We start from the raw sequence: 15,785 nt of genomic DNA on the forward strand, positions 1-15,785 counted from the left end.
ATATAAAGAACTAAAGTGATCATCTAAGACCTTAAAAACAGTCAAACTACCTCTATAAAAAACTCACAAAAAACTCCTACACGACAGGTAGAAGAGCTTCACAGCACTGAACTCTTTCCGATACAATAACCACTTTAAAGTGATATCCTATTTAGATAGTTTAGTATTTTGGCTGTGGAAATTTCGACTTTCTTATATATTTGTAAAACTTTATCAGTATGTTTATGAAACAACTACTCAAACAATACGAGGAGAAACCTCCAGAAATAGTATTTAATTGGAAAGACCCAGAAACTGAAGCCGAAGGCTGGACAGTAATCAATTCATTAAGAGGTGGTGCTGCAGGTGGCGGCACGCGCATGCGTGTTGGCTTAGATGCAAATGAGGTCCTTTCTCTAGCCAAAACCATGGAAGTCAAATTTACCGTTTCAGGACCCGCCATTGGTGGGGCTAAATCAGGTATAAATTTCGACCCCAATGACCCGAGAAAAAAAGGAGTCCTAGAACGCTGGTATAAAGCCGTATCTCCCTTACTTAAGAGTTACTACGGCACTGGAGGGGATTTAAACGTCGATGAGATCCATGAGGTGATTCCCATGACAGAAGACTGTGGTGTATGGCACCCACAGGAAGGAGTATTTAATGGACACTTCAAACCTACTGAGGCTGATAAAATTAACCGGATTGGGCAATTACGTCAAGGGGTCATAAAGGTAATTGAAAATAAAAACTTCTCTCCTGACATTCAAAAGAAATACACCGTTGCGGATATGATCACAGGATATGGAGTGGCAGAATCTGTCAAGCACTACTATCAGATATACGGGGGAGAAATTAAAGGCAAGAAGGCTATTGTTCAAGGATTTGGAAATGTCGGCGCTGCTGCGGCCTATTATCTCTCTCAACTCGGAGTGAAAATCGTAGGTATTGTGGATATTAATGGAGGCCTTATAAATGAAGAAGGGTTTAGTTTTAAGGAAATCAAAACCTTGTTTTTATCCAAGAAAGGAAATACACTATCAAGCTCTAAGCTCATTCCAGCTAAAGAGATCAACGAAATAATTTGGAAACTCCCAGCTGATATATTTTTACCCTGTGCAGCTTCACGTTTAATTACTAAAGAACAAGTCGATCAGTTGATAGATTCTGGACTCGAAGTAGTCTCTTGTGGCGCAAATGTACCTTTTGCAGATAAAGAAATATTCTTCGGGCCCATTATGGAACATACCGACCAGCGAATCAGCCTTATTCCAGATTTTATATCCAATTGTGGGATGGCTCGGGTGTTCGCCTATTTTATGGAACGCAGAACGCAAATGACAGATGAAGCCATATTTCTAGACACTTCTAACACCATAAAAAATGCTTTAACAAACACTTATAAAACAAGCGCAGACAAAAAGAACATTAGTAATACCGCATTTGAACTTGCATTGAATCAACTCATTTAACCATTCCCTATATCCTATTAAATTACTTCATGGAAACTATTATCATTCTAATTTTTGTACTTGGCTATTTAGCCATTGCAATAGAGCATAGTTTGAAAATTGACAAACTAATTCCTGCCTTATTGATGATGGCCACAATATGGGCTATTGTTTCTACCACACATATGGATGTTTTTGAGGTTAATGCGTCACTTAAAGAATTAGTTCCAACGGACTTTCAAAACATCTTATTACACCATTTAGGAAAAACAGCAGAAATATTAATCTTTTTAATGGGTGCGATGGCCATTGTTGAAATTATTGATTTTTTCGGCGGATTTGGCACCATAAAAAAGTACATCAAAACTAAAAACAAAAGAAAATTAATATGGTTTTTTAGCCTGTTAGCATTTTCACTCTCTGCTATTATAGATAACCTTACAACAACAATAGTACTCATCACTATCGTTCAAAAAATCATAAAGGACAGACAATTGCGTCTTTGGTTCGCAGGCATAGTAGTAATAGCAGCAAATGCAGGAGGAGCCTGGTCTCCAATTGGCGATGTTACCACCACTATGCTATGGATTGGAAATAAAGTCACAGCAGCAGCATTGGTTCAACAAGTTTTACTCCCTTCAATTACCTGTGTCGCTATCCCAACATTCTTCGCATCTAGATTATCAGCATTTAATGGAGAAATTGAACAGGAACAGGAACAAGAATCAAAGGAAGTAGGTAATAATACCTCTAAATACGGCCCAATTATGTTATACTTAGGGTTAGGTTTTATCATATTTGTGCCTATTTTTAAAACACTCACACACTTACCTCCTTATGTTGGGATGATGCTATCTTTGTCTATAGTAGCAATTTTAGCCGAAATTTTTAGCCGAAGAAAATTCACACTTACCACCCTTGGTGAAGACGGAAACGATCAACTAACTTATCACAGTCCTTTACATCACTCATTGGGAAGAATTGAAATGCCTAGTATATTATTCTTCTTAGGAATTTTGATGGCAGTTGCCGCTCTAGAATCTATTGGAATGTTATTCCATTTTGCGGAGACCTTAAGTAATTCTATTCCACTATTGGGTACAGAATCTGCAGGAGAAAAAGTATCCGATTTAGTTATTATAGTTCTAGGATTCGCATCTGCAGTTATTGATAACGTACCGCTGGTTGCAGCGAGTATGGGAATGTTTTCCGCTGGTTTAGATGATCCAATTTGGCATTTTATTGCTTTTTCAGCTGGTACAGGAGGAAGCATGCTTATCATAGGTTCTGCTGCTGGGGTTGTTGCCATGGGTATGGAAAAAATTGATTTCATCTGGTATTTGAAAAAAATCACATGGTTAGCTATGCTAGGATTCTTTTCTGGAAGTATTGTGTTTATTTTAATGCGTAATTTAGTTTTAAATTCATAATTTCGAACAAATTTTATCGTTATACATTAAACTTAAAAGATCATAGGTTATATGAATTTATTTCAAGAAGCGACCCCAGAGGTCGCTGAAGAGGTGCTTTCTGAGGAGAAGACCATTTCAGTAATAGACTTAATTGTAAATGGCGGAACGGCAAGTATTATCATTATTGCCATCCTATTTGTTATGCTATCTATCGCCCTCTACATCTACTTCGAGCGCAATTTTGCAATAAAGGCCGCCTCAAAGATTGATAAAAACTTTATGAATCAGATTAAAGACCATATTTCTAATGGTAAGATAGAGGCTGCAAAAATCCTTTGTGCGCAAACAGATTCTCCTGTGGCACGATTGACCGAAAAAGGAATTTCTAGAATTGGGAAACCATTGGAGGACATTAATAAAGCCATAGAAAATGCGGGAACACTCGAGGTCTACAAACTAGAAAAAAATGTAAGTATATTGGCTACCATTGCTGGAGCGGGCCCCATGATCGGGTTCCTAGGAACAGTTATTGGTATGATCATTGCGTTTCACCAGATGGCAACCAGTGGTGGTCAAGCTGAGATGGGACTACTAGCAGGTGGTATATATACAGCCATGACAACTACAGTTGCAGGATTAATTGTGGGTATTATAGCCTATATTGGATATAACCACCTAGTTGTCAGAACAGACAAGGTTGTTCATCAAATGGAAGCCAATGCAGTTGAGTTTTTAGATTTATTAGACGAACCAGCCTAAGGTTGATAATTGATAACATATCACATATGATATGAGCAGATAATTGGCCGCTGTCTAATTATCTGTTCTTTTTAACATCAAATTCTAAACAAATGAAACTCAGAGGACGAAATAAAGTATCAGCAGAATTCAGCATGAGTTCCATGACAGATATCGTATTTTTGTTATTGGTTTTCTTTATGCTTACCTCAAATTCACCCAATGCTCTAGATCTTCTATTGCCAAAAGCTAAAGGGAAGTCAACCAATACTCAAAATGTATCGGTAAGCATCAATAAAGATCTTGAAATCTATATCGACAAGGTTAAGGTAAATCCCGAATTCGTGGAAACAGAGCTCAGACGTAGGTTAAAAGAAGTCGAAAAACCCACTATTATTCTTAGAGCAGAACAAAGTGTCCCAATTGATAATGCAGTACACATTATGGATATTGCAAACCAAAATGATTATAAAGTAATACTCGCAGTAAGGCCAAAATAAAATGTCACTACTTGATACCACACATAAAAGAAAATCATTCACATTGACCACAGCATTGCTCACAGTTTTGTTGGTGCTTTTCTTTTATATTGGATTATCCTACTTAGATCCACCAATTGAAAGTGGTATTTCAGTAAATTTTGGAACCACAGACTTGGGAAGTGGCAATGTACAACCTAATGAACCCATTAGAAGTCAACCACAGAATCAACCCGAGCCAGTTAAAGAAGTAATTCCGGTTGTTGAAGAATCACAACCAGAAGAAGCCACTCCGAGCACTCCTGAGGAAGTAAAAACTGAGAATGTCGTTACTCAAGACAACGAAGAGTCTTTAGTGATCAAACAACAGAAAGAAGCTGAAGCCAAAAGACAAGCTGAAGCCGAAGCTGAAGCTAAACGCCAGGCAGAGGAAGAGGCCAAAAGAAAGGCAGAAGCCGAAGCTGAAGCAAAAAGACAAGCAGAGGCGGAACGTGTACGAAGAGAACAAGAAGCCAAAAGACAAAACTTAGACGAGCTAATGGGAGGCTTAAACAGTTCTCAAGGCACAGCAACTGGTGGTGAAGGCAGCGATAATCAATCTGGGGATAGAGGTCAAATTGATGGCAACCCTTATGCTAATAGCACTTATGGCAGTCCAGGGGCTGGGACAGGTGGAGCTGGATATGGGTTAAGTGGAAGAAACTTGAGATCTAGCGATAAATTTGTACAGCAATGTAACGAACAAGGAACGGTCGTTGTTGAAATTGAAGTAGATCGCTCTGGTAATGTGGTAAAAACATCTCCAGGGGTTAAAGGAACCACCAATACGGCACAGTGTCTTTTAGATGCAGCGTCCAAAACCGCTCAGTCGTACAAATGGAATGCTGACTCCGATGCACCGGTTCGCCAAATAGGTTTTGTGGTTGTTAACTTTAAACTAGGTGAGTAAACAATGACCTATCTTCAGACTTTAGACTGGATGTTTTCCAGGTTACCCATGTATCAAAAACAAGGGGCAACAGCATTAAAACCTAAATTAACAAATACGATAGCGTTTTGTGAACATCTACAAAACCCACAAACACAATTTAAATCAATACATGTAGCAGGAACCAACGGCAAAGGCTCTTCAAGTCATATGTTGGCATCTGTCTTACAAGAGGCGGGGTATAAAGTAGGGCTCTACACCTCTCCTCACCTTGTTGACTTCAGGGAACGAATCAAAATTAATGGCATACCCTTGCCAGAACAGACGGTTATATCCTTTATTAAAAAACATAAGGATTATTTAATAGAACAAGAGCTATCTTTTTTTGAAATGACCGTTGGAATGGCTTTTTGGTACTTTCAAGAACAACAAATAGATATTGCCATTATTGAGGTTGGATTAGGAGGACGATTTGATTCTACCAATATCATTAGTCCAGAGGTATCTCTAATTACAAACATTGGTCTAGATCACACTGATATATTAGGTGACTCTATTGATTTAATTGCCGCAGAAAAAGCAGGAATCATTAAACAAAATACCCCAGTTGTCATTAGCGAATATAACCAAATGAGTTTTCCAGTGTTTGAAAGTGTGGCAAAGCAAAAAAACGCGCCACTTACTTTGGCTGAAAACCTAGAGGTCAATTACACAAGCGATTTACTGGGATTCTATCAATTAAAAAATATTAAAGGGGTTGTTGCTACCTTATCCCAGCTAAAAGGGTTCGATATTAAAGAATCCCATTTAATTCAAGGGCTACAAAACACTATTAAAAACACTCAATTATTGGGACGATGGCAAAAAATAGATACCAAACCGACAGTATTGTGTGACACAGCGCATAATAAAGAAGGATTATCCATAGTACTTTCCCAACTACTGCAAGAGAATTATGATCAGCTTCATATAGTTTTAGGTTTTGTTAAAGACAAAAACCTAGAAAGTATCTTGCCGTTATTCCCAAAAAATGCCGCTTATTATTTTTGCTCACCAAATATTTCAAGAGGATTAGATGCCAAAACGCTAAAAGATAAAGCAGTCGAATTTGAACTAAAAGGATCGGTATATGATTCAGTTTCAGAAGCCTTGAAAGCTGCACGGGAGAATGCGAGCATAAAAGATTTTATATACCTTGGCGGGAGCACATTTGTAGTAGCGGAAGTCCTCTAATTTTTTAAAACTTTTTCTTTGCTCATATAAAAAACTGTTCTATATTTGCAACCGCAATCGAGTAAATGAAAGGGCGATTAGCTCAGTTGGTTCAGAGCACCTGCCTTACAAGCAGGGGGTCACTGGTTCGAATCCAGTATCGCCCACAACCTTTCAGACTTCCAAGCGGGAGTCTTTTTTTATAAAAATATTGATCGGGCGATTAGCTCAGTTGGTTCAGAGCACCTGCCTTACAAGCAGGGGGTCACTGGTTCGAATCCAGTATCGCCCACCAAAGCAAAATAAGCTTTTCAATTTCTTGAAAAGCTTATTTGTTTTTAGGCCATAAAAAAACCATTACCGAAGTAATGGTCATTAAAATATCAATCTAATTTTCCTTTTCACCTTTGACCTTATCATTTTTTGATCGCTCCAAGCGCTCATGCACAAACTCAATTTGTTTTTTACCATGCGCAGCAGGTTTACCATCTTTATCCAAATTAACCATAATAATTTTATCAATAGTAATGATCGTTTGACGAGTCATCTTATTTCGAACCTCGCAGCATAAGGTAATAGAGGAATTTCCAAATTTCACTACACCAATACCTATCTCAATAACATCTCCTTGCTTAGCAGATGAAACAAAGTTTATCTCTGAAATATATTTAGTCACCACAAAATTATTCTCTAATTGAATAATACTGTACAAGGCTGCCTCTTCATCAATCCAAGCCAACAATTTCCCACCAAACAGTGTCCCATTAGCATTTAAATCCTCAGGTTTTACCCATTTTCTTGTATGGAATCTCATATACTCTATTTTTTGTTCATATCAATAAAAAAGCTACCTTTATAAGGCAGTGATTATTATAGGGAAGCCGAGAACATCCAAACTAATTTCTCTTGCTCAGTGATATAGTCACTCATCAGAGAAACTGTCCCTTCATCTCCAATGGAAGAAGACAACTTTAAAATTTTACGTTCTATAATTAAAAGTTGCTGAAGCCCCTCTAAAATCTCCTTGACCGCATCTTTACTTTTAATGACGCCTTCAACCTCCATAATAGTAGAGAATTGCCTATAGGAACCAAAAGAATGGTATGGCATCTGTCCAAGAGCTAGAATACGTTCTGCAATCTCATCAATATTATGAAGAGATTCATTGTATAATTCTTCAAATTTCTCATGATAAACAAAGAAATCACTTCCTTCAATATTCCAGTGAAATCCCCTGACGTTCATATAGAAGATTTGATAATTAGAAAGTAGCTCATTAAGCTTCTTTGCTACTTTTTCTGAATCTGCTATTTTAAGTCCTATTTTATTAATTTTAGATAATTTCATATTTGTTTTATTTTAGTTATTTAATTCACTGCTAAAGTAACACGGTAGGCGTCTATAAGCAATTTTTATCGATATTTGTATCTTATATAAAGATAAGCTATAACTATTCAAATACCCTATTTAATAAAAGATCAAGTAAATTGGCTAAAAACAGTGTTAAACTTTAAACTTTAACATACTTTAACTTGCAATCTTACTAAATTTCACGTCTTTTTGAGTTTTAAAATACCCGATACTAAACGAATCTAAAATTAAGAAGTCAATTCCTATTAACTACTATGAAAATGAAATACATTATATACCTGTTACTTATTATAGGTATAGGTGGACTGGTCGCATATCGAATTATTGATAATCAGCAATCAAAACAAGTAAGCAAGAGCAGTGCTCAAAATCAAAATATTCCAACAATAGATGGTATGGTTTTACTACCATCTGGATTCGAAGAAGATATTTCACTATCAGGAACCTTAGAGGCTAATGAACAAATTGCTATTCGCAGCGAGGTTTCTGGCTTGGTTGAACGCATAAACTTTACTGAAGGTAGTAAAGTAAATAAAGGCCAACTTTTAGTGAAAATCAATGACGTTGAGCTTAGAGCAAGACTGTCAAAGGCGACTACAGCACAAAATTTAGCTCAAGAAAACGAACGAAGAGCAGCTCTGCTACTAGAAAAGCAAGCGATCAGTCAGGAGGAATACGATATGGCCAGCGCAGAATATTTTTCCGCCAAAGCAGAAATCCAGCTCATCCAAGCACAATTACAAAAAACAAGCATATATGCACCATTTCAAGGCACCATAGGACTTAGAAACATCTCTGTTGGTGAATACCTCACCTCAAATGATATTATTGCTAATTTAGTGAACACAGATCGGTTAAAACTCACCTTTTCAATTCCAGAAAAATACGCCTCTAGGGTTAAGATTGATGATGTTTTTAATTTCACATCCTCAAACACCCAAAAGACACATCAAGCTAAAATATATGCTATAGAACCTACACTTGATCTGCAAACGCGAACCCTTAAGATGAGAGGTTATACTAATAATGAAAACCAAACCCTTTACCCTGGAATGTTTGTCAGCATCGCTCTTCCTTTAGAAACCATAACAGATGCACTTATGGTACCATCTGAATCCTTAATACCAATTCAAAACGGTAAGAAAATATTTGTTTTCAGCGATGGAAAGGCCGTAGAACGAGAAGTTCAAACTGGGGCCAGAACAAGTAGCATGGTCCGCGTTTTATCAGGTTTAAAACCTGGTGACACTATTTTGACCTACGGTGTAATGGCGTTAGAAAATGGAACACCTGTGAAGTTACGTTTAAAAAACCCTTCTTAAACCGCTTTAAAGATGAACCTATCCACTATTAGTATAAAGCGCCCTGTGCTTACCATTGTAATGAATATATTTATTATCCTTTTTGGGATAATAGGATACCTTTTTCTAGGCGTAAGAGAATTTCCATCCATTGATCCTGCTCAAGTATCGGTACGAACCAACTACACTGGTGCAAATGCCGATATCATAGAATCTCAGATCACAGAACCTTTAGAGAAATCCATTAACTCCATTGATGGAATTAGAAATATAAGCTCTTCAAGTATACAAGGTGCAAGTAGGATTAATATCGAGTTTGAACTTGGTAAAGACCTCGAGGAGGCCGCAAATGATGTAAGAGATAAAGTATCCCAAGCGGTAAGAAGATTACCAGAGGATATTGATGCTCCTCCTGTGGTATCCAAAGCAGATGCCGACGCTAGGCGTATTATCGCAATGACAATTCAAAGCGACACCAAAAACATTTTAGAACTTTCTGATTATGCTGAAAATGTCATTGCTCAGCGTATAGAAACTATCTCTGGTGTTAGTAGTGTCCAAATATGGGGACAAAGACGTTATGCAATGCGCCTTTGGATAGACCCCATGAAACTAGCTTCTTATGGCGCTACGGTAGCCGATGTTAAGGCAGCCCTTATTGCACAAAATGTCGAATTACCCTCTGGAAAACTCACAGGTCAGAACACGGAGTTAACCGTCAAAACCATTGGTAATCTAGACAGTGAAGAAGAATTTAACAACATCATCATTTTGGCGAAAAACGGCACAGTGGTTCGTTTAAGTGATGTTGGAAAAGCCTCCTTAGAAGGAGAAAATATGGAGACCAAAATGAGTGACTCAGGTCAACCCATGGTAGCCATTGCAATTGTTCCTCAACCTGGAACTAATTATTTGGATATTGCCGATGAATTCTATCAAGAGTTTGAGCAATTAAAAAAGGATTTACCTCAAGGCTATACTCTAAATGTTGTTATTGATGATACTGCCTTTGTCCGTAAAGCAGTAAGTGAGGTTGTTGAAACTTTAATGATTTCCATTGTACTGGTAATCCTGGTCATTTTTATTTTCTTTAGGAACTGGTCTATGGCACTACGGCCACTTATTGATATCCCTGTTTCACTGATTGCTACTTTCTTTATCATGTGGATGTTGGGCTATTCAATCAACGTACTAACTCTATTAGCTATTGTTCTAGCTACGGGACTGGTGGTGGACGATGGAATTGTGGTTACAGAAAACATCTATAAAAAAATAGAGGAAGGACTCAAACCTATCGATGCCGCTATTCAAGGAGCAAAAGAAATCTTTTTTGCTGTAATCTCCATTTCGGTTACCTTGGCAGCAGTATTCCTTCCTGTGATTTTCCTAGAAGGATTCGTAGGACGATTATTTAGAGAATTTGGGGTGGTGATTGCATCTGCGGTCATGGTATCGGCATTTGTTTCCCTCACCCTTACCCCTATGCTCAATGCATATATGATCAAAACAGGAAAGCAAAAACATTCTAAGTTTTACTTGGTAACAGAGCGTTATTTCGTAAACATGAATAATAGTTATGCCTCATCTTTGGGGAGTTTCATGAAACGAAAATGGCTCAGTTTCCCAATTCTATTTTTATGTCTAATCATGATTGGGTTATTTTACTCCTTGCTAAAGAAAGAAACAGCACCCTACGAAGATAGAAGTTATGTCAGTTTGAACGTCACTGCTCCAGAGGGCTCCTCTTATGAGTACATGGATCAGTATATGACTGAAATCACCAACCTTATCAACGATTCGGTTCCAGAGAAAAAAGTAAGTTTGATTCTTACTTCCCCTAGCTTTGGCACCTCATCAGTAAACAGTGGAAGAGCAAATATTGCCTTAGTTGAACCTGGTCTTCGAGAACGCTCCCAAGAAGAAATCGCCACTGATTTAAGCAACTGGACTAAGAACTATCACGGAGCTAAGGTAAGTGTTTCGCAAACCCCGACAATTGCAGTAAACAGAAGAGGTGGCCCACCGATTCAATACATTATACAAGCACCAAATTTTGAAAAATTAGAAGAAAAAATACCTCTTTTTATGAAGGAGGCAGAAAATCATCCAGTCTTCTCATATGTCGATGTGAATTTAAAATTCGACAAACCTGAACTCTATGTAAGCATCAATAGAGAAAAGGCAGAAAGTGTTGGTGTGAGCGTAAAAGATGTGGCTGAAACATTACAATTATCCTTAAGCGGACAGCGCTTTGGGTACTTTATTAGAAATGGTAAACAATATCAAGTAATTGGTCAATTCGATAAAGCAGATCGACAAACTCCAACGGATCTTACCTCTATTTTTGTCAAGAACAATCAGGGGCAACTTATCCAACTGGACAACTTAGTAACTACCACAGAATTTAGTAGTCCACCTCAACTCTTTCACAACAACCGCTATATGTCTGCAACGGTTTCGGCCAACTTGGCAAGCGGACAAAGTATAGGAGATGGGATTGCAGCAATGAACGAAATTAAAGACAAGGTACTCGATGAATCCTTTACCACAGATTTAGGAGGAGAGTCCAGAGACTTTGTAGAGAGTAGTTCCAATACACTCTATGCGTTTTGTTTGGCATTACTACTGATATTTTTAATATTATCGGCACAATTTGAGAGTTTTATCGATCCATTTATAATCATACTAACAGTTCCAATGGCTGTAGCTGGAGCACTATTTTCACTTTGGCTATTTGGTCAAAGCTGGAATATATTTAGTCAAATTGGGACAATTATGTTAATTGGACTCGTGACCAAGAATGGAATTTTAATTGTTGAATTTGCTAATCAACTCAGAGAGGAAGGCATGCCTAAGGAACAAGCCATTCACAAAGCAGCTATTTCACGTTTAAGACCAATATTAATGACGAGTTTAACCATTGCTCTTGGTGCAATGCCAATCGCATTATCCCTTGGAGCAGCATCCACTAGTAGAATTGGAATGGGAGTGGTCATCATCGGAGGAACGATGTTCTCTCTGATGCTAACCTTATATATCATCCCTGCCATCTACGCAATGTGGTCTGGTAAAAAGAAAATTAGAACAGCTTATGAAGCTAGTTAAATTAACCCCTATGTCTAGTTATAAATATATCATAGTACTACTTTTTGGAACCTGTTCAATACTGGGGTATTCCCAGGAAATTCTCTCAGCAGAACAGGCTATCTCTCTTGCTCTTGAAAACAATTATGAGATCCGGATGGCTAAGAATGAACTTAGCATCGACAGTCTTAGTCATAGTGCTGGGTTCTCTGGTATGCTACCAAGAGTCAATGCCTTTTTAGATGATAACAACAGTATACAAAATTTAGAGCAGACCCGCTCAGACGGCACGGTAAACTCTCAAGACGACGCCAAAAACAATAGCTTGAATTATGGCCTAGAATTAGGCTGGACACTCTTTGATGGTTTTAAAATGTTTGCTACCCATGAGCGTTTAAAAGAACAGATAAACTTAGGGAGCAATGAGCTTAAAGAAGCCATTATCAATAATTTAAGTGAAGTACTTATAACCTATTATGATCTGGTACAACAACAGCAACAACTCGCTGCTTTAGATAGCACTGTGGTGATTTCAAAACAACGAGTGACTTTAGCTCAAAATAGATTCGACATCGGAAAAGCTTCAAAATTAGAGGTGCTCAATGCAGAAGTTGACTTAAACACCGATCAAACATTATTTTTAGAACAAAAGGAATTGTATGCCAACACAAAAGTTGTCTTAAACCGATTACTTGCTAGAGACATCAATGCCAATTATACTGTAGCCCCAGAGATCAAAATTGACAGCGGCCTGTTTTTACCAGATCTAGAAGCAATGGCATCAGAGAACAACCCACAGCTTTTAAGCTATATAATTCAAAATAAAATAGCTAAATTAAAGTTTAAAGAAATTAGAGCATCCAGATACCCGACTGTTATCGCCACAACTTCTTATAATTTTAGCGAATCAGAATCGAGCTTGGGCTTTACAACAAATTCATCATCTCATGGATTGCGATATGGGGTTGGTGTAAACCTAAATATCTTTGACGGCTTTAACCAAAATAGAAGTGAAAAGATAGCAAAACTGAGAATTGACAATAGCAAACTTCTCATCGAACAACAAGAAAAAACGTTACTTGCTCAACTGAGTGTTGCTCATAAGACCTATCTGACAAATCTCCAACTCATCGCGCTAGAACACAAGAACGAATCGATGGCTAAAGAGAATTTGGAAATAACTATGGAAAAATATCGCATCGGAATTATTCCCACAATTGAATTTAGGACAGCTCAACTTAACTACATTAATGCGCAATTAAGACATAGTAATGCTATATTTAAAGCAAAATTATCAGAGATTTCATTAAAAGCACTCTCTGGAATTTTACCCATGTAGGTTCAGCCTGTTAGTTAAATAGGGCTTTCATTGTGTTGGCCTCATTGGGTGCTTCAAGATCCTTTTGCGCCCATAAATCCATAAAACTCTGTGGGCTTCCCCATACGGTTTGTATCATACCTTGATACCTAGATTTCATAGCATCGGTGGCTGAGGATCTAAAGCTATTCAGAAGTTCCTTTTGCTTTATGGCAACCTGTGGATTACGCCACGAACAACTTGCTACATCAAAACCTTTGATTGCAAAATAAACCGCTGTCGGATCCGCACGTTCGTAATGCCAATCACAGATAAACACGTCCTTTGGAATTAAATCTATGGCTTTATGAGTAGAATTCATACTTGCCTCCCACATACCTAATCCAGTTAACTTTCCATCTATTAATCGATCACCCCAAATCCAAAGCCTTTTCCCATTAGATGCTAAATGATTCCTAATTTTAGTAACCTCTGCTGCATATAATTCGGCTTTGTCCATACCTGAGCATCTTGGGCAGTTATCCTCACCTATGTAAAACACCTCATCCATACCCGCATGAAATGCATCTGCCTTAAAGGCCTCCATGACCTCATCTACTAGGGCAAAAACAATTTTATGTAAATCTGGATGCTGTGGACAATAACTCTTACAGTACAAACCATCATCATTGGGCCACTGGTATTGCTCTGGCATTTTAACCGCGGGAGTTTCGTCAAACTGTGGGTAAACCTCCAACAACTTTCCTATCTCTTCAGCCCAAGATTGATGACCTAAAAGATTAATCTGTGGAACAATAGTAATGTTATGTTTAGCACAGATTTCTACTAATTTATCCACATGGTCCTGTGATAAAGGATGCTCATCTACAAGCTCTGGATGAGAGGTATACTGAAAATTATAATCTACTCGAAGTATAAGGGTATTAATCCCCATCGGACTTAACTCGGCATCAATAAAATCGACGAAGCGATCCACGTGCTCTGGTGAAGGTGCAGCAATTGCTAGTCCTCGAAGTGGTAACTGCTCTTGCCCATATGAAAAAGACCCTATAAAAAATAAGATGACTAGATAAAATCGCATAGTCTATAGTTTAAGTTTAATATGAATTTTTGATAATAAGGTTGCAAAACCTATCATAAGAAATGCCCACACCAGTGAGCCACCAACAGCTAGAATTGCTGATTCAGATTGCTTATAAAAAAACACCTGCAACCCCAATCCCCAAACAGTATAGTATATAAAATCTGGTGCTAAATATGTGGTCAAAGAATTTTGTCCTGCTGGTAAAAATATCTTGGCCCATCCCATTATTTTAAAAACATCCACTATCATATATAACAAGCAGAATAAAAATACACTTATACTATTGCAGTACATCACCCAACTTGGGGTTCCAAGAAGTTTAGATACAATAAAATACTGGTGTAAAACAAGGCCTAATATAAGGAAAAACAGTCCTACACAAACCAGAACACCCATGAGTTTTGTCGTAGTTGTGCTGTACTTTTTTAACAACATTCCAACAATTAGTCCACTTAATACAATGGAAGGTATACTACCTGATAGTAGAACACCAATAAATGGCTCCATGGGACTGAGACCTTCAAGAAAACCAAGCTGAGAGAATATGTTTAAAAGCAAAAATAGCAACCAAACTAAACTTACCCCAACAAAGCTCCCACGAAGAGCTAAAAAAGTAGCTGCAGCCGCTAAATAACCCCATCCAATAAGACCCAATATCCCCCACCAACTTGTCTGAAGCCATTCTGGGTTCTCAGGCGTACCTGCGGTAAACAAGGCCACAAGAACAAATAAAGCTACTACGGCTAGAATTTTTAATAGTCTAAATATCTTAGTGTTTTTTGAAGGCTTTGGATAGCGGTTAAAAAGTAAAAAGATACAACTATAGACCAATAATGCCCATAATTCTGAGGAGATCGTTGTAAGCTCAGGATTTACACGGGAAATATTAACCATCAAAATCCCTATCAGAAGAAGGCTTAGTGTTCGCATAATGACATGACTCCACAGGCGAAGATTACTCTGTCCCTTATTTTTCCTAGCCTTCATGGCATAGGGTATGGATAACCCAACCATAAACAAAAAACCAGGAAACACCCAGTCAGCAAGTCCCATTCCATCTTCCCACTCTTGTGTATGCACCAACCACTTAGGCACTCCAGGAATAAACAAATCATTCACGAAAAGCATTAAAAACAGCGTAATGCCTCTCATGATGTCGATGGACATGATTCGGTTGGAATTCATAAGAAAAGTGAATTATCAAAAAACCAAATAGTCTTCACCGTGAGTTCTAATTTGTGTGTCTCATCGTGCTGTATTTCCATTTTGTGATGGCCAAATTTTTTTTTATACAGCCTTGAAGTAGAGAAAAATTCACTTAAGTAGTTTCGTATCATTTTATACTTTGATGGTTGGTTCGTTAGGTTCTAAAATACAAACAAAACGCAAGTATACAAAATATTGTTAGTCGCTAGTTACCAATACATT

Annotated in this window: 13 protein-coding genes and 2 tRNA genes; 11 read left to right on the plus strand and 4 right to left on the minus strand. The window is 37.8% G+C overall.

Annotated elements, in window-relative coordinates:
* Window positions 1-224 precede the first annotated feature (224 nt).
* The 8 genes from I215_RS05605 (at window position 225) to I215_RS05640 (ending at window position 6,494) form a co-directional block, all read left to right on the plus strand.
* Window positions 225-1,451, plus strand: coding sequence for a Glu/Leu/Phe/Val dehydrogenase dimerization domain-containing protein (locus I215_RS05605; protein WP_008990995.1), 1,227 nt, complete (start codon window positions 225-227; stop codon window positions 1,449-1,451).
* A 29-nt stretch (window positions 1,452-1,480) separates the two neighbouring features.
* A complete protein-coding gene (gene nhaD, locus I215_RS05610) occupies window positions 1,481-2,860 on the plus strand; it encodes a sodium:proton antiporter NhaD (protein WP_008990996.1) in 1,380 nt (459 codons plus the stop codon).
* Window positions 2,861-2,911: 51 nt separating this feature from the next.
* Window positions 2,912-3,601 carry a MotA/TolQ/ExbB proton channel family protein gene (locus I215_RS05615; RefSeq protein WP_008990997.1) on the plus strand — a complete coding sequence of 230 codons (690 nt, stop codon included), beginning with the start codon at window positions 2,912-2,914 and terminating at the stop codon, window positions 3,599-3,601.
* Between the two features lie 92 nt (window positions 3,602-3,693).
* Window positions 3,694-4,080 carry an ExbD/TolR family protein gene (locus I215_RS05620; RefSeq protein ID WP_008990998.1) on the plus strand — a complete coding sequence of 129 codons (387 nt, stop codon included), beginning with the start codon at window positions 3,694-3,696 and terminating at the stop codon, window positions 4,078-4,080.
* Window position 4,081: 1 nt separating this feature from the next.
* A complete protein-coding gene (locus I215_RS05625) occupies window positions 4,082-5,008 on the plus strand; it encodes a cell envelope integrity protein TolA (RefSeq protein ID WP_008990999.1) in 927 nt (308 codons plus the stop codon).
* 3 nt (window positions 5,009-5,011) lie between these two features.
* A complete protein-coding gene (locus I215_RS05630) occupies window positions 5,012-6,220 on the plus strand; it encodes a bifunctional folylpolyglutamate synthase/dihydrofolate synthase (protein ID WP_008991000.1) in 1,209 nt (402 codons plus the stop codon).
* A gap of 71 nt (window positions 6,221-6,291) precedes the next feature.
* Window positions 6,292-6,366 (plus strand) — tRNA-Val (locus I215_RS05635).
* Between the two features lie 50 nt (window positions 6,367-6,416).
* Window positions 6,417-6,494: transfer RNA gene (locus I215_RS05640), tRNA-Val, on the plus strand.
* A 93-nt stretch (window positions 6,495-6,587) separates the two neighbouring features.
* Here I215_RS05640 and I215_RS05645 read toward each other — a convergent pair.
* Together I215_RS05645 and I215_RS05650 are read right to left on the minus strand one after the other, a co-directional pair.
* Complete coding sequence (locus tag I215_RS05645) at window positions 6,588-7,013, minus strand: acyl-CoA thioesterase (RefSeq protein WP_008991001.1); 426 nt, start codon at window positions 7,011-7,013, stop codon at window positions 6,588-6,590.
* A 56-nt stretch (window positions 7,014-7,069) separates the two neighbouring features.
* Entirely contained in the window at window positions 7,070-7,546 is a 477-nt protein-coding gene (locus I215_RS05650) for a Dps family protein (protein WP_008991002.1), read from the minus strand.
* A 278-nt stretch (window positions 7,547-7,824) separates the two neighbouring features.
* On the opposite strand from I215_RS05650, the gene I215_RS05655 reads away from it, so the two are divergent.
* Genes I215_RS05655 through I215_RS05665 form a run of 3 tightly spaced genes read left to right on the plus strand, consistent with a single transcriptional unit; the run spans window position 7,825 to window position 13,294 of the window.
* Window positions 7,825-8,892: an efflux RND transporter periplasmic adaptor subunit gene (locus tag I215_RS05655; protein WP_008991003.1), complete on the plus strand. Its 1,068-nt coding sequence runs from the start codon at window positions 7,825-7,827 to the stop codon at window positions 8,890-8,892.
* 12 nt (window positions 8,893-8,904) lie between these two features.
* Window positions 8,905-11,976, plus strand: coding sequence for an efflux RND transporter permease subunit (locus tag I215_RS05660; protein WP_008991004.1), 3,072 nt, complete (start codon window positions 8,905-8,907; stop codon window positions 11,974-11,976).
* Window positions 11,977-11,986: 10 nt separating this feature from the next.
* The gene (locus I215_RS05665; protein ID WP_237738929.1) at window positions 11,987-13,294 is read left to right on the plus strand and encodes a TolC family protein; all 1,308 of its coding nucleotides are present in this window, start codon (window positions 11,987-11,989) and stop codon (window positions 13,292-13,294) included.
* Between the two features lie 10 nt (window positions 13,295-13,304).
* On the opposite strand, the gene I215_RS05670 is transcribed toward I215_RS05665, so the two are convergent.
* Together I215_RS05670 and I215_RS05675 are read right to left on the minus strand one after the other, a co-directional pair.
* Complete coding sequence (locus tag I215_RS05670; RefSeq protein WP_008991006.1) at window positions 13,305-14,354, minus strand: family 20 glycosylhydrolase; 1,050 nt, start codon at window positions 14,352-14,354, stop codon at window positions 13,305-13,307.
* Window positions 14,355-14,357: 3 nt separating this feature from the next.
* Window positions 14,358-15,542 (minus strand): DUF5009 domain-containing protein, encoded by a 1,185-nt coding sequence (locus tag I215_RS05675; RefSeq protein WP_008991007.1) that lies wholly within the window; start codon window positions 15,540-15,542, stop codon window positions 14,358-14,360.
* Between the last annotated feature and the right edge of the window lie 243 nt (window positions 15,543-15,785).

This window comes from Galbibacter marinus (genome assembly GCF_000300875.1).
In the GTDB taxonomy this organism is placed as follows: Bacteria; Bacteroidota; Bacteroidia; order Flavobacteriales; family Flavobacteriaceae; genus Galbibacter; species Galbibacter marinus.